The organism is Pseudomonas sp. HP_01 (genome assembly GCF_055284355.1).
The window spans coordinates 98520-123257 of sequence record NZ_JBTOPV010000078.1 but is presented as its reverse complement, the minus strand read 5'-3'; the positions used below and the strand labels follow the sequence as shown (position 1 = coordinate 123257).

Sequence of the window (24738 nt, the reverse complement as noted above, 5' to 3'; positions counted from 1 at the left end):
GCCGACTGGTTCAGGCTTACAGTGCGTAGTGCCGCAGTTCGCGGGCGATCAGCAGGCGCTGGATTTCGCTGGACCCTTCATAGATCTGGGTGATCCGCGCGTCCCGGTAATACCTTTCCACCGGGTAATCTTCCAGATAGCCGTAGCCGCCATGGATCTGCACAGCCTTCGAGCAGACCCATTCAGCCATTTCCGAGGCGAACAGCTTGGCCTGGGACGCTTCCGACAGGCAGGGTTTACCGGCCGTTCTCAGGCGCGCGGCGTGCAAGACCAGCAGCCGCGAGGCGTTGATGCGGGTGTGCATGTCGGCCAGCAGATTGGCGATGCTCTGATGCTCGATGATCGGCTTGTCGAACTGCACACGCTCGCGGGCATAGGCCAGCGCAGCCTCAAACGCCGCGCGGGCGATGCCCAGGGCTTGGGCGGCAATGCCGATGCGCCCGCCTTCCAGGTTGGACAGGGCAATGGACAGCCCCTTGCCGCGCTCACCCAACAGGTTTTCCGCCGGAATCCGGCAGTTGCTCAAGGTCACCGCGCAGGTGTCGGAGGCGCGGATACCCATCTTGTGTTCCATGCGATCAACGCTGTAGCCGGGGTTGTCGGTAGGCACCAGAAAGGCTGACAGGCCGCGCTTGCCCAGCTCAGGGTCGGTCACCGCGAAGACGATCGCCAACTGCGCGCGCTTGCCGTTACTAACGAACTGCTTGGCGCCGTTGAGCACCCATTCGCCGTCTTTCAGTTCGGCACGGGTGCGCAGATTGTGGGCTTCGGAGCCAGCCTGGGGTTCGGTCAGGCAGAAACAACCGATGGCCTGACCACTCGCGAGTTTTTCCAGCCACTGTTGTTTCTGCGTGTCGCTGCCATAGTTGAGCACCGGCCCGCAGCCCACTGAACTGTGCACACTCATCAGCGTGCCGGCGGCGCCGTCGGCGGCGGAGATTTCTTCGACGGCCAGCGCGTAGGCGACGTAGTCGATGTAGCTGCCGCCCCATTCCTCCGGGACCATCATGCCGAGCAAGCCCAACTCGCCCATCTTGGCCACCAGCGCGTCGTCGATCCAGCCGGCTTTCTCCCAGGCCTGGGCATGGGGCGCGATTTCATTGCGCGCGAAGTCCCGCGCCATGTCACGAATCATCACTTGTTCTTCGGTCAGTTCAAGATCTTGCATAGGTCACGCCTCATGACCGCTGAAGAAGCTTGCCACGTGCTCGGCATCGAGGGCCTGCACGCTGGAAGGGCTCCATTGCGGTTTCTTGTCTTTGTCGACGATCAAGGCGCGCACGCCCTCGATCAGGTCTCCGCGTTCAAACCACTGGCGGTCCAGATGCAGCTCCAGGGCGAAGCAACGCTCAATCGGCAGATGCCGGCCGAGACGCAGCAGCTCCAGGGTGACCGCCATTGCCAGTGGTGAACGGGTCTGCATCAGGTGCGCGGTGTCGATGGCCCAGGCATGGGTGTCGTAGACGCTCACTTCCAGCAGTTGTTCGATGATGCTCGGGACGTCCGGCAGGGCAAAGAAATGATCGATGGCCGGCCGCAGCTTGGCCAGCGGCGGGGCAGGGAGGTGCTGCACGCCCAGTTTCGCCAGTGCGCCCTGCACATCCTTGAGCGGCGTGAGGCTCCACTTCAGGTTATCCAGCTGCAGGTCGAGGTCATCGAGGCGCGTGCTGTGGAGATACCAGTTCGCCAACCCGCAATACAGCGCATCGGCGGCCTGGATCTGCACGCCGGTGAGGCCCAGATAAATCCCCAGTTCGCCGGGCACCCGGGGCAGAAAGTAGCTGCCGCCCACGTCGGGGAAATAACCGATTGCCACTTCCGGCATTGCCAGGCGGCTGCGTTCAGTGACTACGCGCAGGTCCGCGCCCTGGGCCAGGCCCATGCCACCGCCCAGCACGAAGCCGTCCATCAGGACGACAACGGGCTTGCGGTAATGATGGAGGGTGAGGTCCAGTGCGTATTCTTCGGCGAAGAAATCCAGGTGCTCGGTTCGGCCGGCTTTGAAACTGTCGTACAGCGAGCGGATGTCGCCGCCGGCGCAGAACGCCTTTTCGCCGGACCCGCGCAGGACCACGGCGTAAACGTTGTCATCCTTTGCCCAGGCGTCGAGCTGAAATTGCAGCTGACGAACCATGTGCAGGTCGATGGCGTTGAGGCCTTGGGGGCGGTTGAGGGTGAGGTGACCAATGTGATTGCGTACGTCGGACAGAATGCTGTCGCAGGCTGATTGCTGGCCCGCGTATTCGGCAGGTAGTACCTGAGCCGTCATCGCTGACTCCCTGTTGATTATTGTTGTACTCAATACCCGGATGAACAGCCGGGATCCGTGAGGGTGCCAATGGATGCTACCAGCGCCATTTTGCAAATGACACCGGAGAATCCTGCCAGGTTTGCCAAGCACAGATATGGACTGTAGGACGGGCGACGGGTTAGCAGGGTTACTGCCGCTGTTCGCCGGATCGCGGGACAAGCCACGCTCCTACAGATGATTTGAATACGCCGCACGCCCAGCGCCTGGCATAGATCGGTGTAGGAGCGCGCTTGCCCGCGATGGCGGTATATCAGTGGCATCAACGGTGGATGACACACCGCATTCGCGGGCAAGCGCGCTCCTACAGGTTCGTGCCTGACCTGAATACAGGCGCGAACCGATGCCTGCCGTACCACAGCCGCCCGCAGGCCGCTGTCATTACGCCTGCAAACTGAACAAGGCCATTTCCGGTGCGTCGCTGATCCAGCATTCGCTGACGGTCCATCCCGCGCGCGCCGCCAGTTCGGTGAACGACTCAACCGTAAACTTGTGGGAGTTCTCGGTGTGCAGCCGTTCCCCGGCGGCGAAGCGGAAGGTGTGGCCGGCCACGGTGACGCTTTGCTGTTTGCGGCTGACCAGGTGCATTTCCATGCAGGCCTGTTCGGCGTTCCACACGGCCAGATGATCGAAGGCGGACACATCGAAGTCGGCGTTCAGTTCGCGATTGATGCGGGTCAGCAGGTTCTTGTTGAACTGCGCGGTCACGCCTTCGGCGTCATCGTAAGCCGCCACCAGTGTCTGCTCATCCTTGACCATGTCGACACCGACGATGAAGTGCGCGTTTTCACCCAGCACCTCATGGGCGCTGTGGAGGAAATCCACGGCCTGCTCATGGCTGAAGTTGCCGATGGTGGAGCCCGGGAAGAAACCCACGCGGGTGTGGCCGTCGGCTTCTTCAGGCAGCGTGAGCACCCGGGTGAAGTCGTCAACCTGGGGCGCGACGATCAGCGAAGGGTAGCGCTGGCGCAATGACCGGGCGGCCTTGTTCAGCGCGGTTGCGCTGATATCGATCGGCACATACACGGCGATGTGCGGCGCAGCATCCAGCACCAGACGCGTCTTCTCGCTGGCGCCGCTGCCGAACTCGACCAGCGCTGCGCCAGGTGGAATGGTCGCGGCAATCTGTCCGGCGATGCCTTTCAGCAGTCCGGTTTCGGCGCGGGTCGGGTAGTACTCCTCCGTTTCGCAGATGGCTTCGAACAGGTCGGAACCCGCTGCATCGTAAAAATACTTGGGCGACAGGGTTTTCTGAGCAGCGCCAAGACCGGCCACCACGTCTCGGGCGAATTCGCTGTCGTTCGGGTCAACCACGCCGGGCTGACGGCTGTCACGGGCCAGGCGCAGGCCCGAGACCATCCAGCGTTTGTCGGCATGGAAGAAGTTGCGATAGGTCAGTCGGCAATGTTCGGGCGACGTGACGCTGGCGCCGCCGCGCAGGACCATCTGGTTGACCATGAATTTACCGTTGTACTCGCCCACCGCACCCACCGATGGCTTGAAGCCGGGGTAGGCGCTGTAGGCACTTTGCGTCCACTGCCAGGCCACGTCGTCCACTTGCTCCAGCAAACCGGCGCGGGCCGCGGCTTCCCACTCAGCTTCGGTGGGCAGGCGCGCATCGGCCCAGAGCGCGAATGCCGCGGCTTCGTAATAGCTGATGTGGGTGACTGGCGCCGACGGGTCGATTGACTCAAGGCCGCGCAGGCTCATGCGCTTCCAGCCGTTCTCGTCGTGCTGCCAGTACATCGGCGAATTCCAGCCGTTCTCCTGCACCAGCGACCAGCCTTCAGACAGCCACAAGGCAGCGGTGTGATAGCCGCCGTCGGCAATAAAACTCAGCCACTCGCCATTGGTCACCAGCCGGTCGCTGATCTCAAAGGACTGCAGATATGTGGTGTGGCGCGGGCCTTCGTTGTCGAAAGAAAAGTCGCCGCCGTCGTGGCCGATCTCGGTCAGGCCGGCGCTCAGCGGCTTGAAGTGACCGCGACGGCCCGACAGGTCTTTCGGCCAGCGCGGGCTGTAAGCAGGTTTCAGGGACGACAGGCTGAACAGATGGAGGATGTCCATCAGCAGCAGTTCCTGATGCTGCTCCTCGTGGGCAAGACCCAGCTCGATCAGGCTGGTCATCTCGTCGCTGAGCGGCGTCATCAACAGCGTCGTCATGTTTTCGTCGACGTGCCTGCGGTAGGCCAGCACCTGATCGACGCTGGGCCGGGTCATCAACCCGCGTTGGGGGCGGGGATGACGCGGGCCGACCGCTTCGTAATAGGAATTGAACAGGTAGCCGAATGTCGGATCGAAAGCTTCATAACCCGGCAGGTTCGGCGCCAGCAGAAAGGTTTCGAAGAACCACGTGGTATGCGCCATGTGCCACTTGGCCGGGCTGGCGTCGGGCATCGACTGCACCACCATGTCCTCGGCGCTCAGTGGCTCGACCAGAAATTCGGTACGTTCCCGCACACTTTGAAAGCGCTGGCACAGGGTGTGGGTAGCGGATGTTTCACGAAGCTGGCGTAGTTGGCGCGTCATCAGGTGCTCTCCGGCGTTGCCGATGCCCGGTGGACCCGGTGGAGTGATTCCACGCAGCCAGGCGGTACGGCGATTCAGGGTTTGAGGCTCGTGAAGCCCGGAATGTTCAACCGAAATATCCAAACGAAGGAGCAGCTCTGCCCACGAGTACGCTGATGCCCTTAATCATCAGCGTCTTGCAGGGGGCTACGGCACGCAGCGAGTGTAGCGTCGGTATAGCTCCGGTGCGGGCGGATTCGCGCAGTCGGTGATCGATGGCCAGTCGGCGGTCTGTCTGCGGTAACCTGCCGGCCTTTCCGCGCAGTGGCGCTGCCCATGACGCACGTCTTGCGGGCAAAACCTGAACCTGCGCGGCAACTGACAGTCAGCACAACAGCATGTTTGCCCGAGCGGGCAGGGCATTGCAGATCAAGTGTCAGGTTAAACAGTGAATCACGTCAGATGAATGAACCGGTTTTTGGGGACGCGCATGAATGATCTATCCAGTCTGCTGGGGGCGCTCGATGAAGCGCAGACCGGGCAGCAGGAAGTGGTGATCGCCACGGTGGTCAAGGTTGAAGGCTCGGCTTACCGGCGTCCGGGTGCGCGCATGATTATTGCGCCGATGGGCGAAGCCACCGGCACCGTCAGCGGCGGATGCCTGGAAAGCGACGTCAGCAAGAAGGCCTGGTGGCTGACCGCCAATGGCAAGCCGTCCATGCGCACGTACAGCACCGGCGAGGACGACGACGAGCTCGAAGACGCCGAGCTCAGCTTCGGCCTGGGCTGCAACGGCACGGTGCACATCCTCTTCGAACGGATAGATCCGCACGCCGCGAGTCTGGTGGTGGACGTGTTGCGTGAGGTCAAGGCCAGCGGCACCGGCGCTGCACTGGCGACGGTGATCGGTACGCAGAGCGAGCGGCACACAGCGCTGGGCGAGCGGGTGGCGATCCGTTCATCAGGGCAGGTGCAGATTGAGATGCGCGAACGCTGGCTGGCGACGGCCGTGGCCGAGGACCTGAAAACGGTGCTCGATGCTCGCCGCTCGGCCACGCGAACCTACGAAAGCGCGGACGGCGCCGTTGAAGTGCTGCTCGAATACATCGCTGCGCCGCGCCGGCTGGTGGTCTTCGGTGCCGGGCATGACGCGATGCCGCTGGTCAGCATGGCGCGGCTCCAGGGCTGGCACATCACGGTGATCGATGCGCGCTCGCACTTTGCCCGGCCCCAGCGTTTTCCGGAGGCTGATCGGGTGCTGTCAGCGCCGCTGCAGCCAATGCCTGAATTGCACGGGATGGTCGCCGACGCCGCCGTGGTGGTGATGACCCACAGCCTGACCCAGGACCGGCACTGGCTGGGGCAGGTTCTCGAGTCAACGCCGCGCTACATCGGTCAGTTGGGGCCGCGCAGCCGCACCGAGCGTTTGCTCGACGAGCTGCCGGATCAGCTCCGCGACGCCGCTGCCCAGGCCAGCCTGCATTACCCGGTCGGTCTGGACCTGGGCGGCGACGCGCCGCACAGCGTGGCATTGTCGATTCTTTCGGAGATCAACGCAGTGTTCAACGGCCGCACCGGCGCAATGCTCAAACACCGGCAAGCGAGCATTCACGCAGTGGATGTCACTCTCGAACAGGCGCGGGAGCTCAGAATGATCAGCTGAGAATGATCAGCTGAGAATAATCAGCTAGCTTTTACGGGGGCAGCGCCTGGAAGACCCGCCCCCATCGCTTCCCAGTGGCACTGCAAGGCATTCATCAGGTCCGCTCAATGAACGACAAGTACAGACCCCACGACTGGGCCCCCCACGAGCGACCGACGTTGCCGGGGTCGCCGTCGACGCCCCTGCACGCGACGCCCAAGCGCTGGGCGTATGCCATCGTCGGCGTGATCGTGGCGTTGACCGGCGGGCTCGGCAATGCGCTGGTGGTCGCCAACCTTCAATACCTGCAAGGCGCCCTGGGCGCCACCCAGGCCGAGATCGCCTGGCTGCCCGCTGCGTATGTCATGACCAACGTTTCGATGAACCTGCTACTGGTGAAGTTTCGCCAGCAATTCGGTTTGCGCGCCTTCACCGAAGTGTTCCTGGTGCTGTACGCGCTGGTGACCTTCGCGCACCTGTTCGTCAACGACATCGAATCGGCGGTTGCCGTTCGGGCGGCCCACGGCATGGTCGGCGCGGCGCTGAGTTCGCTGGGTCTGTATTACATGATCCAGGCCTTCCCGCAGAAGTGGCGGATGAAGGCGCTGGTGCTGGGCCTCGGCACGGCGCAGCTGGCGACACCGCTGGCGCGACTGGTGTCCGAAGACCTGCTGCAGATTGCCGAGTGGCGCGGACTTTACCTGTTTGAACTGGGCATGTGCCTCCTGTCCCTGGGTTGCGTGCTGATTCTCAAACTGCCGCCTGGCGATCGCTTCAAAGCCTTCGAAAAACTCGACTTCCTGACCTTCGCCTTGCTCGCATCAGGCTTTGCGGCATTGTGCGCGGCGTTGTCGCTGGGGCGAATCGAGTGGTGGCTTGAGGAGCCATGGATCGGCATCGCCCTGGCATCGTCCATCGTGCTGATCCTTGCCGGGCTGTGCATCGAGCACAACCGTACCCGCCCGCTGTTGATCACTCGCTGGCTGGGCAGTGGCCGGATGATCCGCTTCGCCTTCGGCGTGCTGCTGACGCGCATCGTGCTGTCAGAGCAATCCACTGGCGCGGTCGGTTTTCTTCAGGGCCTGAATCAGGGCACCGAGCAGTTGCACACGCTGTACCTGTTCATGCTGCTGGGCAGCGTCGCGGGCCTGGCGGTCAGTGCGCTGACGATCAATCCGCAGCATCTGTTCAAGCCGCTGATCATTTCGTTGGCATTGATGGCGATCGGTTCGAGCATGGACAGCTTTTCCACCAGCCTGACCCGTGAACCGCAGATGTATTTCAGCCAGTTTCTGCTGGCGTTCGGTGGCACGTTTTTCCTGGGGCCGACCCTCGTGATGGGCATCAGCGGGGTGATCAGCAACCCGCGCAACATGGTCAGTTTTTCGGTGATGTTCGGGATCACCCAGAACGTCGGCAGCCTGATCGGCTCGGCGCTGCTGGGCACCTTTCAGGTCTGGCGCGAGAAATTCCATTCGGCGCACATCGTCGAGCACGTCACGCTGATCGATGCTCAGGTGCAGTCGCGACTGCAAACTGCGAGCGGCGCGTATATTTCCGCCATCGCCGACCCGGCGGCGCGCAACAGTCTGGGCATTCGCTCGCTGGCGACCGCCGCCACTCGGGAAGCCAACACCCTGGCCTACAACGACGTATTCATGCTGATTGCGGTCATCGCGGTGCTGACCATGATCTGGATCACCAGCCGCGCCACTTGGCTGTGGATCACCACCGAGCCGGTCGCGCCTTTTACTCCGGCGACTCCTGCGGCTTCTCCTCTCACACCTTCTGGCGCTCAACGTTCATGACAGAACCCGGTAAACCTTCAGACAACGCTCCAGATAGCTCTTCAGGCAGCTCTTCAGGCGGTTCTGTGGCCAGCGCTTCGCCGTCACAGGCGAGTGGCGCTGCGCCCGCGCCGGCGGTGATGCCGGCGACCACGCAACCGCGTTCGGCGCGCATACGCCTGGTGTCCTCGATTCTGTTCGGTGGCATTGCCCTGGCGGGTGTCCTCATCGTGCTCTACGCATGGCAGCTGCCGCCGTTCAGCAGCCCGATCGAAAGCACGGAAAACGCCCTGATTCGCGGGCAGACCACGATCATCGGCCCGCAATTGAGTGGCTATGTCTACGAAGTGCCGGTGCAGGATTTTCAGTGGGTCAAGCAGGGCGACTTGCTGGTGCGCATCGACGACCGGATCTACCAGCAGCATCTCGACCAGGGCATTGCGCAGTTGGGCGTTCAGAAGGCTGCGCTGGCCAATAATCTGCAACAGCGCCGCAGCGCCGAAGCCACCATTGCCCAACGTCAGGCCGCTATCGCGAATGCCCAGGCGCAGAGTGACAAGGCCGCTGCCGACCTTCGTCGGGGGAAGGCACTGGTCACTGATGGCTCAGTCTCGAAAAGCGAATTCGACGTGACCCGCGCGGCGGATGCGCAGGCAAAAGCGGCGCTGGCCGAAGCCAGGGCGGCGTTGGAGATTTCCCGTCAGGACCTGCAAACGGTGATCGTCAATCGCGGCTCGCTGGAAGCCTCGGTGAAGAACGCCGAGGCCGCCATCGAGCTGGCGCGGATCGATCTGACCAATACGCGCATCATCGCGCCTCGGGACGGGCAGTTGGGGCAGGTCGGGGTGCGCCTGGGGGCGTACGTCAATTCCGGCGCGCAGTTGATGGCGCTGGTGCCGCGTCCTCGCTGGATCATCGCCAACATGAAAGAAACCCAGATGGCCAACGTGCGGCTGGGCCAGCCGGTAAGTTTCACCGTCGATGCCCTGGAAAACCTGAAGATGCGTGGCCGGGTGCAGCGCATCTCCCCTGCGGCGGGGTCCGAGTTCAGCCTGCTGCCTGCCGACAACGCCACCGGCAATTTCGTCAAGATCGCCCAGCGTATCCCGGTCCGTATCACCATCGACGACGACCAGCACGACGTGGACCGGCTGCGCCCGGGGATGTCGGTGGTCGTCAGCATCGACACCAGTCAGGACGGCGCCGTGCCGCCGGACCCGGTGGATGGGCGGGTGGATTCAGTCGATCCTCGCTGATCCGCAGCAGGCTGACGCAAGCGGCGCCGCCGAATGAACGGTCCGGCCTACACCATGCGCTTGACGGTATTGTCCTTGCGCACGAAGTGGTGCCAGATCGCCGCAATCACGTGCAGGCCGATGACGTAGTAGAAAATCGTGCCCAGCAGGACGTGGTAGTGCTCCAGCGTTTCGGCGGTGTCCTTGGACATGTCGAACGGCGCGGGAATGCTCAGCGAGGTCAGGGGAATCGGCAGGGCGCCGCGCTCCAGCAGCACCGTGAACAGACCCAGCAGTGGCTGCGCGAACAGAAAAGCATAGAGCGCGTAATGGGAGAGTGTCGCGGCCAGGCGCAATACGCCTTCCAGTGGCGGGGTGATGCCTGGCGGCGAATGGCGACGGCGCTCGGCGATGCGGAAAAACGCCATGACCAGCACGACGATGCCGACCCAGAAATGCGTTTGCACGACGAAGGTCCGCGCGTCGCTGCCACGGGCAAGCTGGGTACGGCTCAGGATCAGCGCGTAGGCGAGGACAATCAGGATCGCCATCACCCAGTGAAACCAGCGGGCTTTGTAGCTGTAGCGTTCGGTAGCGGAAGGTTTGCTCACGGTCAGGTCCCTTGGTCTGTTTTTTTGACTGGCGCGGTCCAGTGACCGCCCCTGCGCTTTCATAACCCAATGATTGACGGTCGTCGAGTGGCACGTGGAGGCATTGATGATGGAAATCGTAGCGGCCCGGCGCCCGCACCACACTCTGCGCTTTCCAACATTGCAACTCGCTTGTAACTAACTGGTAAGTTAATGAGTTGCACCGTCTTTAAAAATGGCAAGTAGCGGTATGAGTGACGGCCTTCTGGTATTGAATATTTGGCGGATGTTTTGTATGTAAGGTCATCCCTTCATTCATTTGAATTACTTCAAATTGAGGGGAGAAGGCCAATAGATATCCAACTTCATATCAGAAATAAGAAAGTCGTTCCTTATTTCTTTTAAGCATCAAAAACCCATCGAATTGCATTTGACAGGGCATCTGATTGGATCCATCTTAATGCCTCTGAGGCTCAGATCCCTGACTATCAGCTTGAAAAAGCTGGCATTTTGCCCGTGCTCACCCGGGGCCCTGATTGCCATTGAATCAATCGAAAGGGAAGGGCATTTCCATGGACTGTTCGAGCTTCATTCAACTTTTAAAATGTCATAACTCTGACTCGGAAGTCTGGTTCGATTCATCACCCGCCCTATATAGCAAGTGCCAAAGCAAGTTGCTGCGCGCCTATCCAGGCATGCGCGAGTTTATTAACGAATTACTGCCCGATGAACCGGGTCGCTCGGAGGCGGGTATCAGCGGCGCCACCACCAACCCGGCCCTGATCAGTCAGGCCGTTCTGAGCAATGCAGCCCATTACCGGGACTTTCTCCACACGTTGCCGACGTCGATGCCGCCGGATACCCGGTTGCGACAGCTCTACGACCAGCTGATCATCGACAGCGCCCAGCCGCTGCTGCCGTTATTCCGGCAAACGAAGCAGCAGGCGGGCTGGCTGTCGGCGCAGATCGAGGGCGGGCACTGGATGAATCAGGACGCGCTGGTTGCCCGGGGGCTGGAGCTGGCGGCGCTGGCGCCGAACGTCATGATCAAGATCCCGGGTAGCGCCCAGGGCTATCGCGCCATCGAGCATCTGGTGGCGCGGGGCTGCTCGATCAATAACACCTTCTGTTTTACCGTCTCCCAGCTGGATGCCTGCCTCAAAGCCATCCACACCGGGCGTCAGCGGGCGCTCGCCAACGGTGTGAACACTGAGCGGGCGCGTTACGTGGTCAGCTTCATGATCGGTCGACTGGGTGCGGAAGCGGAATTCGAGCGCCAGGCGCGGGGCAGTCGTATCAATCTCGGCCGCTCGGACAAACGCTGGGCGGAACTGGCGGTGTATCAGGCGATGCAGGCGCTGATGCGACGGCGCGAGACACCGGCGCAACTGTTGTTATGCAGCATCAAGGTCGACACCGATACGCGCGGTCGCGAGCACTGCTGGCACCTGCAGCGCACTGGCGCCGACACTACGTTGTACGCGCTGACACCCCACCTCATCGAATTTCTCGTACGCCGCCAGCAGGCCGGGTGCAGCATCGAACCGGCGGCGGAATGGATGCAGATTCCCGGCAAAGTTCTCGACCGCCTTCTGGCCATTTCCTATTTCAACCAGGCGTATTTTGAGGGCGGCCTGACCCCTGACGAATACGCCCGTCACCCTGCGTTCCTGACCGCAGGCAATGACGTCCGCCTGAGCATGCAACGGCTGCACGGATTCATCACCGACACCCTCGATCCGCCAGCTTTCACGCCTCGCATCGCGCGTTACCCAACGACCCTGCAGGGACTGTCATGAGAAAAATCGTCATCACGGGCGCCGCCAGCGGCATCGGCAAGGCTGCCACGCTTGCCTGCGTCAACGCCGGCTACTACGTCATTGCCGCAGACATCGACCGGCTGGGACTTCAGATGTTGCAGCGCAGTTTGCCGCCGCATCGGCTGGAAACTCACCTGGTGGACTTTTCCCAGGCACACGTCTATCAGTCGTTCATCAGCAACCTGTACGACGTGCATAACCACCGTGCGCTGTACGCCCTGGTCAACAACGCCTGGAGCTCTCACGGCGAAAGTGTCTGCGCCGACAGCGACTCGGCGGTGGAGCAGATCTGGGCCGTCAAACTCAAGTCGCTGCTGTACCTGTCCAAAGACTTCGCGCGGCGGGAATCGGCGGCCGGCTACTCGCGCAGTATCGTCAACATCACCTCGGTGACGGGCGATTTGGGCAGCATGGATGCACGGTATGGCGCGACCAGGGCCCGGGGTAATCGGCCTGACCAAAGCCAACGCCTGGAACTTCGCCCCACGGGTCAGGGTGAACGCCGTGTCCCCGGCGCTGGTTCGCAACACGCCTATTCATGACCGTATTCCCGGGCAACGCCGCAGGGGGTACGAACGGCAGAAAATCATCGAGGAGCCCATCCAGCCAGGCGGCGTGGCTGACGTCATTCTGTTTCTGCTGTCGGAGCAGAGCCGTCACCTCACCGGAAAAGTCATCGCAGTGGATAACGGCGCCTGCCCGCGCCAGTGATCGGGAACACCACGGTCCCTCATGCATTCCAGGGAGAACACCATGCATCGCAAAAAACTGCTCATCGTTGGCGGCGGCAACCTGTGTCTGCAAATCCTGCAGATCCTGGCCCCGCGCAATCAGTTCGAATTCCACGTCGCCAGTCGCGACAGCGAGAAAACAACCCGCCTGTGCAACCTGATCCGTCTGGCTGCGCTGCAACAGAACGTGACGGTCGACATCCACAGTCATCACATGGACCTGCGTGAGTCGTGCATCAGCCGTAATGCCGAAACGCTGCTCAAAATCCGCCCGGACATCATCCTCAACTGTGCCTCGCTGCAACCGTGGCGGGTGATCACACAATTGCCGGCCGAGCGCTTTGCTGCCCTTGATCAGGCTCAGCTCGGGCCTTGGCTGCCGATGTACCTGGCGCCAGCCTACGCCCTGATGCGAGCCGTCAAACAGTCCTGCCCGAAAAGTCTGGTGGTGAACGCGGCGTTCCCGGATGCGGTCAACCCGATTCTCTACAAAGTCGGCATGGCGCCGGACATCGGCATCGGCAACATCGCCAACCTGATCCCTGCGACGCGCTGCGCCATTGCGCGTCTGGCTGAGTGCCTGCCAACGCAGGTCTGCGCCAAACTCGTCGGCCATCATTACTTCAGCCACAGCGTTCCCCGCCATGGCCTGCCGCCGCAGCGCCTGGAATCCAGCTTCAGCCTGACGTACTGGATTGACGGCGAAGAGCGCACCGGCGAACACGCGGCGGAGGCTATTTTCGGTTGCGTCGCCCGGGAGTTCAGCCAACTGGGTGGCGTTGACGGTCAGTACCTCACCGCCATGTCGGCGGTGACGTTGCTGGAAAACCTCCATGCCGACCACGAGGTGCGGGTCCACGGCCCCGGGCCTCAGGGTTTGCCCGGCGGCTACCCGGTCAAGGTCGGCATGGGCAAAGTCCTGCTTGACCTGCCGTACGGCGTGACGCGGGAAGAGGCGATCAAAGTCAATGAAGCGGGGCAGCGGCTCGACGGCATCACACTGATTCGCGCTGACGGCACGGCGGTGTTCGGCGAGGCGCAGATGCAGATCATGCAGCGCGAGCTCAATTTCGTCATGGCCGAGATGCGCGTGTCCGATGCCGCTGCCTGGGCAGAGGAGCTTGGCAGCAAATACCTGACCTACGCCGAAGCCACCCATCAGCACACCAGCAGCCATCACACAGGAGTGGCCGCCCATGCCACCGGTCATCGCGCTTTCGCCTGCTGATCGATTGGCGATCGCCGATATCGACCACGCTCGCCGTGATGCGGCGGACTTCATTGAGCGCCGGGACGAACTCATCGACTGGGACAAACGCGCGGCTGGCGAGGGCTCCTTCTTCTACGATCTGCTGCGCCGGTCCGGTGCCTGGCGTGTGCTGGATGCCGCCACTGGCAGCGGCTTTCACGCGGCGCACTTATACAAGGCGGGCTTCGACGTCACCGCCTGCGACGGCAGCCCGACCCTGGTGGATCGTGCCCGGCGCAATTTCGAGCGGCTGGGCGTCGACGTGCCGGTCCATCGCTGCGACTGGCAAGCGCTGGACGCCCGCATTCTGGGCAAGTTCGATGCAGTGCTGTGCCTCGGCAGTTCGCTGGGCCAGGTGTTCGATAGGGAGGCGCGCATCGCCGTGATGAAGCGGTTTCGCCAGATGCTCAAGCCCGGCGGACTGCTGCTGATCGATCAGCGCAATTTTGAAGCCATCCTCGCCGGCCGCTTCAGGTCATCAGCGCGTTATGACGACTGCGGCGACTCCGTCAGCGTCGCCCTCGGCCAAGTGGACGAGTCGGTGTGCGAGTTCATCTATCGCTTTGCCGACGGTGCGCAGTATCGACTGCGGGTGTGCCCGATCCGCCTGCGCCAGTTGCAGGACGAACTGCGTGCGGCGGGTTTCCGCGCTCCCCAGGCGTATGGGGATTTCAAACCGATCTACGACGTCATGAACGTGGACTTCATCATCCACCAGGCCCATGCCTGACGCTGCCCCAGGCAGGCGCATTGTCATGATCACCCGCGCCCGCGTCCCCGGCCCGATGCAGCAAAACAACCTGGTGCCTTACCCGTTCAACAAGATCCCTTGCACAACCGCCGCACTGAGCTATCGTCTGGTCTTTGGTAATAACGCGACCGAACCCGATGGGTTGCTTTAGGCGCTTTCGAGCGATGGCATCTGATCGGGGATTTGCATGCAAAACGTGAAACGATTTCACGCGTTGGACAGCCTGCGCGGCATCTGCGCAATAGCCGTTGTCCTTTACCACACCCATCTTGTCGGCAGCATCACGGAGTGGGCCTTTTTCTCCAATGCCGACCTGTTCGTCGAGTTCTTCTTTGTCCTCAGCGGCTTCGTCATGGCTCACGCCTACGGCAGCAAGCGCCAACTGGACTTCAGCCACTTCCTGATTTCGCGCACCTTTCGCCTGTTACCCCTGCATGCTTTCATGCTCGGGGTATTCATTGCCCTGGAACTCCTCAAGTACGTCGCCTACAAGCAGGGTTTCAGCTTCAATCAAACCCCCTTTACCGGCCCCTACGCGCCATCGCAGATCCTGCCAAATCTCCTGCTGCTGCAAAGCTGGACGCACCTGACAGAAAATCTCTCATTCAATACCGCCGCCTGGAGCATCAGCATCGAGTATTGGACCTATATGATTTTCGCCTCGACCATGATCGTGGCGTCCAGTGGTCGATACCTGTTGTGGACCGTCATTGCCTTTGCCGGATTTGCTCTGTTCTACAGTCATGCCGATGTGCTCACCCTCTACGCGCAAAAAGGCCTGGGCTGCTTCTTTGCCGGTGCATTGACCTACGCCGTTTTCAACCGCCTCAGACGCTGGATAGAGCCGGGTTTTGCCTTGCTCAGCGTACTGGAGGCATTGGCCGTAATCGCCATCTGGGCGATATTGACCAGTGAGTTGCAGCAAAAGGTATTGGCCGCCAGCGCGGTGTTCTGCGTGACCATCGTGCTGTTCGCCTTCGATGGCGGTGTGCTGTCGTACGTGCTCAAGCACGAATTCTTCGCTCGCCTGGGGCGGTTGTCCTACTCGATCTACCTGACCCATCTGGCCGTGCTGTTCTTCGTGATTTCCGCTTTCATGGTGGTGCAGAAAAAAACCGGCTTTGAAGCCGCGCCGATGATCGCTAATACCCGCTACCTGGATACCGGGCATGTCTGGCTGAATAACTTGATCATGCTGCTGATTCTGGCGGTGGTGGTGACCATTTCCAGCGCGACGTATCACTATGTCGAGCTCAAAGGGCAGAGGCTGGGCAAGCAACTGTTGCTGCGCAGGACGACGATGCCTGCGGCCTGATGTAATCGTCCCGGAACAATGATCAGTGTCTTCGTTGGAAACCTTGCGAGAGCTGGTCTTTGAGATACGCCACCAGTGCGGTGACGGCCTTGGGAATCTGAGGCGAGTAAGGCCGGATCAGATTGATCTCGTCAGAGAAGGCTCCCTTGAGGTCCCAGTGGTCGAGTATTTGAACCAGCGAACCTTCTGCCAACGCTGCCTGGGCGCTGAAGTCGGGAAGCAGCGCGATGCCCAGGTGAGCCTGAGCCGCTTCACGAAGGGCTTCGCTGTTGTTGGTGGCAAACGTCCCTTTGATCGGGATTGTTAGCCGCTCACGCAATTCCCTCCCTGTTGGAGAGCCCTCGAACGTCCACGCTGGGGTATCGCTGCCCCGTGGATAAAACAGGCAGTTGTGTTCCGTGAGATCAGCGGGCGTTTCGGGTTCGCCACAGCGATCCAGATACCTGCGGGTGGCGACCAGTACAGACCGGGTGTCGCAGAGCTTCCAGGCAACATGCGTGTCCGGCACCTGATCACTGTGACGAACAGCCAGGTCGTACCCATCGGTGGCGATCGAGCTAATGCGGTCGGAAACGTCCAGCTGCAACCGGACTTCGGGATATTTTTCGAGAAAGCCGGCCAGGCGTGGCACCAATTGTTGCCGGGCGAAGGCGACCGGTGCAGTTAATCTCAGAAGCCCACGCACAGCGCCCGCAGAATCCCTGACGTCCAGGAAACTTTTGGCGATATGCGCGTAAGCACCGCGCACCTCTGTGACAAGCGAGCTACCTGCCTCAGTCAAGCGAACGCTGCGTGTGGTTCTCAAAACCAGACGCAAACCCGTGGCCTCTTCTAGCTCACTGATTCGTTGGCTGACTGCAGATTTGCTGACGCCCAATCGTGTCGCCGCCGCTGTGTAGGTCCCTTGCTCCTCCAGCACAGACAGCCAGTGGATGTGCGTCCACAAGCCTTCGATCTCCGACTTTTTCATGGGGCGATTGTTCTCATATGTAAACAATGAATTCAATTATCTTATCTGTTCGTGAACAGTCTGGCGCTTTATCGTGTGATCTCTTCTGGCGCCGCCCGGCGCTTTCCATGACGAGATTTCAACCATGCCATTGATCAACATTGACCTCATTGAAGGCCGTTCCGATGAACAAGTGAAAATCCTGCTGGATGCTGCACACCGCGCCGTGGTTGAAGCATTCCAGGTGCCTCAAGGTGATCGCTATCAGATCGTCAACGAACATCGGCCAGGCCGAATGATTGTTGAAGATACGGGGCTCGGTATTCCTCGCACGGACAAGGTCGTGGTGATCAGCGTGACCAGCCGCCCCAGAACTGAGGAATCCAAGGTCAGGTTTTATCAGCTACTCGCCCAGGCGCTGCAGGAAGACTGTGGTATCGAGGCCAATGACCTCATGGTCTCGATCGTCACCAACACGCATGCAGACTGGAGCTTTGGCCACGGCCGGGCGCAGTTTTTGACGGGGGAGCTTTAAGGTACTGCGCGCTTCAAATCCCGCGCCTGCCACCCTGTCATCTGCCGGGACGGTGAGCAGCGTTGCGCCCCGGTTCTTTTCAGGGGAACCGATCTGGCCGTCAGCGCCACACAAGGGCTACCCACTCACCACGCGAACCTCACCGCGATCGCCCCGTTACAACATCCAGCACGCCTGCACCTGTGCAAGCGGTCAAGAGTGGGCCTGGGGCACTGCCAACCGACCTTTCAGTTTGGAGAAAAAACGTGAAATTACCCGGACTCGGCGCCTCGTCGCCCAAGACACCTGATATCACCCCCCATGCTTCCAAACCGGGCGGCAAACCAACGCCCGACGCGGGCAAACCGACGAATGGCCCCAACGATTCCGGTAACGGCGGCAGCCGAGCCACCGGCAATTTCAGCAATGTGGCCCAGGGTGGCGGGGCTCTGGCCAGCGGCGGCTCGGCCATCTATCGGGCTGACCAAAGCACTCAGAATCCCCAATACGCCGCGCAGTCCCCCGCGGGCGCGGTCAACTATGGCAGCCCTGCCGGGAGTGGCGCGCCGGCCGCTCTGCAAAACCAGCCTCTGGCCGAGCACAGTCAGGGGCAAAGCAACAGCGGTGAAGCGTCGAAGCCGTCTTCTCCCTTGCTACAGTTGCTTGATAAGTTGATTGGGGCGCTGTTGCAGCCGTTCGGTGGCGGGGCGAGTTCGCATTCCGCCGGCGATTCTGCTCGCACTCAGACCAGGGATGCCCCTATGGCCGAAAAAGGCGCAGACAAGAACGGCCTGGCTTCCGCTGCTGGCGAAGTGGGCAAAGCGATGTGGATGGTGCCCGGTTTGAGTGGCTTCATGACGGGAGTCGGCGAGTCTGATGGCAGCCCTGTCGGGATGCTCAAAGGCGGAGTCGAAGGCGGGGCGCATATCGCCAAAGGCGCGGCCGCAGGCATGATCGGCGGTGGCGGCAACCCGGCAGCCATGGCGGCTGGCGCCTATACCGGCGCCTTGTCAGAAACCAAAGCTGCGCCAGTAGAGGTGCGCAACGTAGCGGGCATGCGCTAAACGATTCCTGCCGCATGTTTCCTTTTCGGGGGACATGCTCGGCAGGAGCGGCCGTTGTGCTCGCTTGCAGGCTCGCAAGCGACGGCGGTGTCTGACCGTTCTCTCCCTTTGCGCCGTCCTGGCGAAGTATGTCTTGCACGTGGTGATCACTCGAACCCTGCTGCGCTTACACGTGGATTTCCTGCGTGATCCTGAAAGTTAGCGGCGTAATGAAAGCCGGATTCAAGCTCTAACTCCAGCAGTCGATAAGGGTGATATCGACATGACATCGGAAGACGTGTTCATGAAAAAAACTAAAAGCCCGAGCCAAGGATGCTCCGCTAATGGAGTGCGTGCATATGTATAGCAAACTCAGTATTTCCCAAAAGCTCTACCTCAGTTTCGCCGCTATCGTGGTCCTTCTCGGCGTCCTTGTCTTCAGCGCCTATCGTGGTTTTGGCCAGGTCGAAAGCGCAATCAGCAGCAACGTCCACACCTATCGGGTCTTAAGTCAGTCCCAGATGGCCCTTGAACAGTTGATCAATATCGAGACCGGCATGCGCGGCTTCGTGATTACTGGCAAGGACAACTTTCTCGAGCCGCAGATTGCCGGTGAAAGCAAGTTCTCCAGCACGCTGGCTTCGCTCAAGGCTTTGACGATTGATAACGCCGAGCAACAGAAACGGCTGGCCTCACTGGCACAGTTGCAAACCCGTTGGCTGGACGAAGACGTTCATCCGATCATCGCGCAACGGCGTCAACTGACCCAAAGCGGCAGCTCCGATGATTCGCTCGATCAGCGCATCAATGCTGGCGCAGACAAAGCCAAAATGGATGGGATGCGCGGGATCATTTCAGATATGTCGCAGGCGGAAGAAACCCTGCTGGTTCGACGTACCCAAGAGATGAACGACGCCAAGAGTCGCGCGATTACGATCCTGTTGGCCGGTGGCCTGATTGCCGCCGTTCTGGCAATCATCCTGGCCTACGCGTTGGGCCGCACTGTCCGTGCCCGCCTGCAAGTGGCTATCGACGCGGCGACGGCCGTCGCCGAGGGCAGGTTGGACACTGTGATTGATACCAGCACCAGCGATGAACTGCCCAAGGCATTTGCTCGTATGCAAACCCGCTTGCGGGAAATGATTCAACAGATCAATCAAGCTGCCAGCCAGTTGATTGAGTCCGTACAGAACATCTCGGTCGCTTCGCAGCAGCTTTCCGGCGCGGTAAGTGAACAGTCAAACGCAGCATCTTCGATGGCAGCCACGGTTGAAGAACTGACGGTCAGTATCAACCATGTGTCCATCAATGCGGGAGAGGCCGGTGGCCTTGCCAGTCGCTCCGGTCAGAAATCAGTGGATGGATCGACCGTTATTCAGAATACCCTTACCAGCATGAACGGTATCGCGAAGACCGTGCAGCATGCGTCGACCAAAGTGTCGGAGTTGGGTCAACATTCCGAGCAGATATCTACCATCATCAGTGTTATCCAGGGCATCGCAGATCAAACCAACCTGCTTGCACTCAATGCTGCCATCGAGGCCGCTCGGGCGGGAGAGCAGGGCCGCGGGTTCGCAGTCGTGGCCGACGAGGTGCGGTTGCTGGCGCAGAACACCGGTAAATCCACCAAGGAAATTGCCAGCATGATCGACAAGATCCAGCTCGGGGTCCGCGATACCGTGGAGAGCATGCGCAGCGGTGTGATGGAGGTTAGCCAAGGCGTGGAGATGGCGGAGTCGGCGGGCAAGGCAATTACCGAAATCAGTGAAAGTTCTGGCCAGGTGCTCGTGGTAGTCGAACAGATCTCGCTGGCATTGCGCGAGCAAACAGAGGCCAGTCAGGACGTCGCACGTAACGTCGAGCGATCTGCACAAATGGCCGAGCAAAATAATCTGTCAGTGCAAGATCTTCTGCGCAGTAGCAATGATCTGAATCAGTTGGCCAAAGGGCTCAAACAAGAAGTGGCTCGGTTCCGTTTGTAGGGCTATCAGAACGGGTGTGTATGTGGATACCGGTGCGCAAGGCTTGCCTGCGGGCCGGACAGGAAGACATTTGCCCTGGCCTGCCACGTGGGCTTATCGGCTGGGCTGATGGCGGGGTATAGGGTAGCGAGGGATCTGGACGAGGTCCGGCTTGATGCACAAACCGGCCTTGAGCCTGACAGTTCGAAGCGAGCTTTTTCACCTCCAAAGCCTCAGGCTGAGGAGGTCGAACTCTCGAAATGCTGCGCACTTCATCAAAGCCTCCCCGTGGCGGCTTTATATATTTCTGTTTCGATACATAACAGGCTTGCAACTCGCCATTTATTGCCCGACACTGCGGTTCTCGGCTTCGACAATATACAGGCGCCATTAGGGTGACTATCGTAAGTGCGTCAGATTAAGTATTTCTATATGGCCTCTGACGAGACAACGCGCTATGAGAAAAGATCCAAGTCGTTAGACGAGCGGCATGTGTTAATCTTCCCGCCCCGGAAACAAAGGGCCAAACGCCCCTCAAGTTGTTATGGAAGTCCAACTTCCAAAAAAATCAAAACTTCTAAATGACTGTCTGCAACTTTAAAAGTTTCACACGTGCGAATTAAACATTCATTTTGCACATCTGCCTTTGCAGTCATCGATATTAATGTTAATAATCCGGCCTGCTCCGGGAAGCAAGGCAATGCGCCACCTCACACGAAGTGATATCAAGTCTCCATTCTGATTAAGTCCCCGGCCCAATAAACTCGATTCTCTGTTCGCTCAAGATGCGGTCACGCCTTGAGCAGCGAGTAGGCGCGGGATATCCGCGTGAGGAGGGCATCATCGCTCGTAGTCAACCCGGGATTAAGATCCTGTCGATTTTCGGTACACGTCCTGAGGCCATCAAGATGGCTCCGTTGGTGAAGGCGCTGGCTGCAGAGCCGGGCATTCACTCTCAGATCTGCATCACAGGCCAGCACCAGAGCATGCTCAAGCAGGTGCTGGAGCTGTTCGATCTGAAAGCTGATTTCACGCTGGATGTGATGACGCCGCACCAGACACTCAACTCGCTGACCGCCGCGCTGTACGGCGCCATTGATCCGGTGCTGGAAATCACCCGGCCGGACCGTGTGCTGGTGCATGGCGACACCACGTCCGCCATGGTTGCGTCGATGTGTGCCTTCCATCGCCGGATCGCTGTGGGCCATGTCGAAGCCGGTCTTCGCACCGGTAACATCTACAGCCCATGGCCGGAAGAAATGAACCGTCGCTGCATCGATTTGAGTGCCGACATGCTGTTCGCCCCGACCGATGAATCGCGCCGCAATCTGCTGGGCGAGCGCTTGCAAGGGCGTTCTTACGTGACCGGCAACACGGTGATCGATGCCCTGCAGTTGACCGCTCAACGCATCGACCAGAACGCTGAACTGCGTACCCGGCTGGACCAGCAATTCTCCTTCCTGCGCAACGACCGCAAGGTCCTGCTGGTCACCGGCCATCGTCGGGAAAACTTCGGTGACGGCTTTCTGGATATCTGCAAAGCCTTGCGCCAACTGGCCCAGCGCAGCGATATCCAGATCGTCTACCCGGTGCACTTGAACCCTAACGTCCTGGGCCCGGTGACCGAGCATTTAGGTGGCCTGGCCAATGTGCACCTGATCGAGCCGCTGGATTACCTGGCGTTCGTGCGCCTGATGCAGCGCGCCCACGTGATCCTTACCGACTCCGGTGGCGTGCAGGAAGAAGCGCCGAGCCTGGGCAAACCGGTGCTGGTCATGCGCGATGTGACCGAACGGCCTGAAGCCGTTGCAGCGGGCACCGTGCGGTTGGTGGGCACTTCACCGGACTCGATCATCAGCGGCGTCACCGCGCTGTTTGACGATGACCTGCTGTGGCGCCGCGCGTCCCAGGCGGCTAACCCCTACGGCGATGGCAAGGCCAGTTCGCGCATCGTTGATGCCTTGATGGGCCGCCCGGTCAATGACTTCGTGGTCGGCCAGCTGCACGTGCCCAAATACCTTGAGCATGTGCAACGCGCCCCGGCACCGGACAGCAACCGCCCGGCGTCCACCTACCAATAACAACCGTCCGCCCCCTCTATTAGCTTGAGATCTGCCTGAATGAAGTCTTCCGTTGCCACCCAAACGGGCGCGATAAGCGCCCTTGTCTGTGGCGTGAGCCTGCTCGCGATCATGCCCAACTTTGCCCTGGCGGCGGACAGCCCGCTCACCGAGGCGATCAACCGACTCAATGCCGATACCCAGCAACACCGGGAGATTCGCCTGAGCGATCTGGGCATCGACGCCCCCATCGTGCTCGGTTCCACGGATTCGCGCCGCGAACTGTACCTGCCGGTTCCGGCGGGCGTGCCGTTGTCCGATGCGTCGCTGACCTTCGATGCCAGCTACCTGAACGGGGAGGGCGGTCGCAACACCTTGCTGCTGTCCCTGGATGGCTATCCGGTACGGGCCGAAGGGCTCAGCGAAGCGCAAGGCAACGCCGGCGCCACGCTGGGTGTGGACAAGGCCGCTCGCGACAGCGGCTCGGTACGCCTGGGCGTGGCCTGGTCGTCGATCGTTTCGCGCGTGCTGTGTGAAGACGAACGCGCGATTGGCAACGTGTTGCGCATCGAACCCGACACCCGACTCAATTACAGCTACGACGCCAACCTGTTGCAGGACGTCGGCGCGGCCTGGACCGCATTGCCGGCCAAGCCGGGCATCATGGTCGCGCCGGGCAGCCTGGCAGTCGGCACGTACGACGCCGCCTGGCGCCTGGGCGTTGCGCTGGAACGGATCGGCAAACATGCGCGCATCCTGTCTTTCCCTGCCGTGCAGGACAGCGTTGACCTGAGCGCACTGCGCATTCCGGCCGAGCTGCAGAGCATTCCGGCCTTCGCCAGCCTCAATGGCAAGGGCATGCATGCTTTGGCCAATCCGGCGGAAATCGGCGCATTGCTGATGCTCGGCCAGACCCCTGACGTGCAAGCCGACCTGGCGATCAATGACCCGCAATTGCTCAAGGCGATCAACGAATCCCTGGACGCCTTGCAAAGCCAGATTCAAGGTCTGGATGCCACAGCAGCCACCGCGTTCACGCAATGGCGCGAACGTCACGTGAACGCCGGTATGTCCGCCAAGGGCACGGACAACGTGCGTCTGGCATTGCTCGGCACCCGTCCGGTGCTGATGATTGCCCCTGAAGCGACCGGCAAGGCCATGGCCCTGTTCAGCAGCGCCTGGAACAAACTGGCCCGCAGTCGCACGCTGACCGTCAGCGAAGCGCAGATGCCATTGAGTGCCGACGGCCGTGTGGCCCTGACCAACCTGGGCGGTAACCCGGGCACCATCGACGTGCTCGCAAAGTCTGACTGGAGCGCTTCGTTCCCGCTGGGCAGCGTGGCGTACGACGGTCGCCTGCCAGTCAAGGCCGTGGTGGATGTGTCCGCTGCCCCTGGCGCTTCGGACACCGCTCCAGTGGCGTCTGTGTTCCTCAACGATTACCTGATCGGCGCGCAACAGTTGGTCGCCAACGGCGAGAAACAACGCATCGAAGCGCGTATCCCGAGCTACGCCCTGGGTTCCAAGAACGTCCTGCGGGTTTCGTTCCAGCGTCAGCCCGTCAGTGATCGCTGCCTGGAAACGCCGCAAGCGTTCCCGGTCTCGGTATTGCCGACCAGCCACATCGTGCTGGACAACATTTCACTGGATGACGGTTTCTCCGGCATGGCCGCCCGTTACGCCGCGAACGCGCAGATCCTTGTGCCCCAGGCTTACCTGGATCACCCGGCCAGCAGCTTGCCGCAAGTGATTTCGGTGGCTGACGGTGCAGGCGTTTCGCCGCTGCGCGCTGAACTGAAAGTCAGCAGCGACCCTAAAGCCACGGTCACGCCGGACAAAGACTTCCTGGCCTTCGAGCTGCCGCTCAAGGACAGCAAGGAATCGGTCCGGGTCGATGACCAGGGTCGCCTGCGTGTCAACCACCAGGATCAGCCGCTGCTGGACCTGTCGCCGCTCAACCACCTGGCGTCATTGCAGGCGGTGGATGCCGGCGGCCAGCACGGTCTGGTCTATCGCGTTCTTGGCAGCGATGCCCCTGTGTTCACCAAGCCGGTGTTATTGACCCGCGGCGACGTCTCGATCCTGGGCGACAACGGTGTGGTGAATACCTTCGATAGCAAGGATCCAAGCGGCAGCCAGTTCATCGACAAAGAAGAGCCCAAGGGCCTGGACGCCTGGCGCACGCCTTCGCTGTTGTGGCTGATTCCCGGCGGCATCCTGTTGGTGCTCATCCTGATGTTGGCTGGCCGTAGCGCCCGTCGCAATCGCCAGTAAC

At 60.9% G+C, this 24738-nt stretch carries 21 protein-coding genes; 15 read left to right on the top strand and 6 right to left on the bottom strand.

The window, feature by feature from the left end; genetic code table 11:
• Positions 1 to 16: 16 nt before the first annotated feature.
• From ACYAR8_RS24390 to egtB, 3 genes are all read right to left on the bottom strand, one after another.
• Complete coding sequence (locus ACYAR8_RS24390; protein WP_463581303.1) at positions 17 to 1168, bottom strand: acyl-CoA dehydrogenase family protein; 1152 nt, start codon at positions 1166 to 1168, stop codon at positions 17 to 19.
• A gap of 3 nt (positions 1169 to 1171) precedes the next feature.
• A complete protein-coding gene (locus ACYAR8_RS24385; RefSeq protein ID WP_074891187.1) occupies positions 1172 to 2269 on the bottom strand; it encodes an enoyl-CoA hydratase/isomerase family protein in 1098 nt (365 codons plus the stop codon).
• A 420-nt stretch (positions 2270 to 2689) separates the two neighbouring features.
• Positions 2690 to 4837: an ergothioneine biosynthesis protein EgtB gene (gene egtB / locus ACYAR8_RS24380; RefSeq protein ID WP_463581302.1), complete on the bottom strand. Its 2148-nt coding sequence runs from the start codon at positions 4835 to 4837 to the stop codon at positions 2690 to 2692.
• Positions 4838 to 5306: 469 nt separating this feature from the next.
• On the opposite strand from egtB, the gene ACYAR8_RS24375 reads away from it, so the two are divergent.
• Both ACYAR8_RS24375 and ACYAR8_RS24370 read left to right on the top strand, forming a co-directional pair.
• Positions 5307 to 6479: an XdhC family protein gene (locus tag ACYAR8_RS24375; RefSeq protein WP_463581301.1), complete on the top strand. Its 1173-nt coding sequence runs from the start codon at positions 5307 to 5309 to the stop codon at positions 6477 to 6479.
• Between the two features lie 107 nt (positions 6480 to 6586).
• A complete protein-coding gene (locus ACYAR8_RS24370; RefSeq protein WP_463581300.1) occupies positions 6587 to 8266 on the top strand; it encodes an MFS transporter in 1680 nt (559 codons plus the stop codon).
• On the opposite strand, the gene ACYAR8_RS24365 is transcribed toward ACYAR8_RS24370, so the two are convergent.
• The gene (locus ACYAR8_RS24365) at positions 8238 to 8420 is read right to left on the bottom strand and encodes a hypothetical protein (RefSeq protein ID WP_463581338.1); all 183 of its coding nucleotides are present in this window, start codon (positions 8418 to 8420) and stop codon (positions 8238 to 8240) included. The genes ACYAR8_RS24370 and ACYAR8_RS24365 overlap by 29 nt on opposite strands.
• Between ACYAR8_RS24365 and ACYAR8_RS24360 the strand changes: the two genes are divergently transcribed.
• A complete protein-coding gene (locus tag ACYAR8_RS24360) occupies positions 8386 to 9501 on the top strand; it encodes an HlyD family secretion protein (protein WP_463581334.1) in 1116 nt (371 codons plus the stop codon). The genes ACYAR8_RS24365 and ACYAR8_RS24360 overlap by 35 nt on opposite strands.
• A 47-nt stretch (positions 9502 to 9548) precedes the next feature.
• Here ACYAR8_RS24360 and ACYAR8_RS24355 read toward each other — a convergent pair whose 3' ends face one another.
• Positions 9549 to 10091, bottom strand: a complete 543-nt coding sequence (locus tag ACYAR8_RS24355) for a cytochrome b (protein WP_178086353.1) — start codon at positions 10089 to 10091, stop codon at positions 9549 to 9551.
• A gap of 674 nt (positions 10092 to 10765) precedes the next feature.
• Here ACYAR8_RS24355 and ACYAR8_RS24350 point away from each other — a divergent pair.
• The 7 genes from ACYAR8_RS24350 to ACYAR8_RS24320 are packed head-to-tail and all read left to right on the top strand — an operon-like array spanning position 10766 to position 15936.
• The gene (locus ACYAR8_RS24350) at positions 10766 to 11869 is read left to right on the top strand and encodes a transaldolase family protein (RefSeq protein ID WP_463581299.1); all 1104 of its coding nucleotides are present in this window, start codon (positions 10766 to 10768) and stop codon (positions 11867 to 11869) included.
• Positions 11866 to 12432: an SDR family NAD(P)-dependent oxidoreductase gene (locus ACYAR8_RS24345; protein ID WP_463581298.1), complete on the top strand. Its 567-nt coding sequence runs from the start codon at positions 11866 to 11868 to the stop codon at positions 12430 to 12432. Before ACYAR8_RS24350 ends, ACYAR8_RS24345 begins: the two co-directional genes overlap by 4 nt.
• Positions 12314 to 12601 (top strand): SDR family oxidoreductase, encoded by a 288-nt coding sequence (locus ACYAR8_RS24340; RefSeq protein ID WP_463581297.1) that lies wholly within the window; start codon positions 12314 to 12316, stop codon positions 12599 to 12601. Before ACYAR8_RS24345 ends, ACYAR8_RS24340 begins: the two co-directional genes overlap by 119 nt.
• A 42-nt stretch (positions 12602 to 12643) precedes the next feature.
• The gene (locus ACYAR8_RS24335; protein ID WP_074891181.1) at positions 12644 to 13849 is read left to right on the top strand and encodes a hypothetical protein; all 1206 of its coding nucleotides are present in this window, start codon (positions 12644 to 12646) and stop codon (positions 13847 to 13849) included.
• Positions 13818 to 14600 (top strand): class I SAM-dependent methyltransferase, encoded by a 783-nt coding sequence (locus tag ACYAR8_RS24330; protein ID WP_463581296.1) that lies wholly within the window; start codon positions 13818 to 13820, stop codon positions 14598 to 14600. The genes ACYAR8_RS24335 and ACYAR8_RS24330 overlap by 32 nt, the downstream gene beginning before the upstream one ends.
• A gap of 25 nt (positions 14601 to 14625) precedes the next feature.
• Positions 14626 to 14772 carry a hypothetical protein gene (locus ACYAR8_RS24325; RefSeq protein ID WP_158273377.1) on the top strand — a complete coding sequence of 49 codons (147 nt, stop codon included), beginning with the start codon at positions 14626 to 14628 and terminating at the stop codon, positions 14770 to 14772.
• 36 nt (positions 14773 to 14808) lie between these two features.
• A complete protein-coding gene (locus ACYAR8_RS24320) occupies positions 14809 to 15936 on the top strand; it encodes an acyltransferase family protein (protein ID WP_108121372.1) in 1128 nt (375 codons plus the stop codon).
• 22 nt (positions 15937 to 15958) lie between these two features.
• On the opposite strand, the gene ACYAR8_RS24315 is transcribed toward ACYAR8_RS24320, so the two are convergent.
• Positions 15959 to 16906 (bottom strand): LysR family transcriptional regulator, encoded by a 948-nt coding sequence (locus tag ACYAR8_RS24315; protein WP_463581295.1) that lies wholly within the window; start codon positions 16904 to 16906, stop codon positions 15959 to 15961.
• 124 nt (positions 16907 to 17030) lie between these two features.
• Here ACYAR8_RS24315 and ACYAR8_RS24310 point away from each other — a divergent pair, with 124 nt between their 5' ends.
• From ACYAR8_RS24310 to ACYAR8_RS24290, 5 genes are all read left to right on the top strand, one after another.
• Positions 17031 to 17420, top strand: coding sequence for a tautomerase family protein (locus ACYAR8_RS24310; protein ID WP_463581294.1), 390 nt, complete (start codon positions 17031 to 17033; stop codon positions 17418 to 17420).
• Between the two features lie 245 nt (positions 17421 to 17665).
• On the top strand, positions 17666 to 18463 hold the full coding sequence (locus ACYAR8_RS24305) for a hypothetical protein (RefSeq protein ID WP_463581293.1): 798 nt from the start codon (positions 17666 to 17668) through the stop codon (positions 18461 to 18463).
• A gap of 338 nt (positions 18464 to 18801) precedes the next feature.
• The gene (locus tag ACYAR8_RS24300; RefSeq protein ID WP_463581292.1) at positions 18802 to 20424 is read left to right on the top strand and encodes a methyl-accepting chemotaxis protein; all 1623 of its coding nucleotides are present in this window, start codon (positions 18802 to 18804) and stop codon (positions 20422 to 20424) included.
• Positions 20425 to 21245: 821 nt separating this feature from the next.
• Entirely contained in the window at positions 21246 to 22484 is a 1239-nt protein-coding gene (gene wecB, locus ACYAR8_RS24295; RefSeq protein WP_463581333.1) for a non-hydrolyzing UDP-N-acetylglucosamine 2-epimerase, read from the top strand.
• Between the two features lie 39 nt (positions 22485 to 22523).
• Positions 22524 to 24737, top strand: a complete 2214-nt coding sequence (locus ACYAR8_RS24290) for a hypothetical protein (protein ID WP_463581291.1) — start codon at positions 22524 to 22526, stop codon at positions 24735 to 24737.
• Position 24738: the final 1 nt, after the last annotated feature.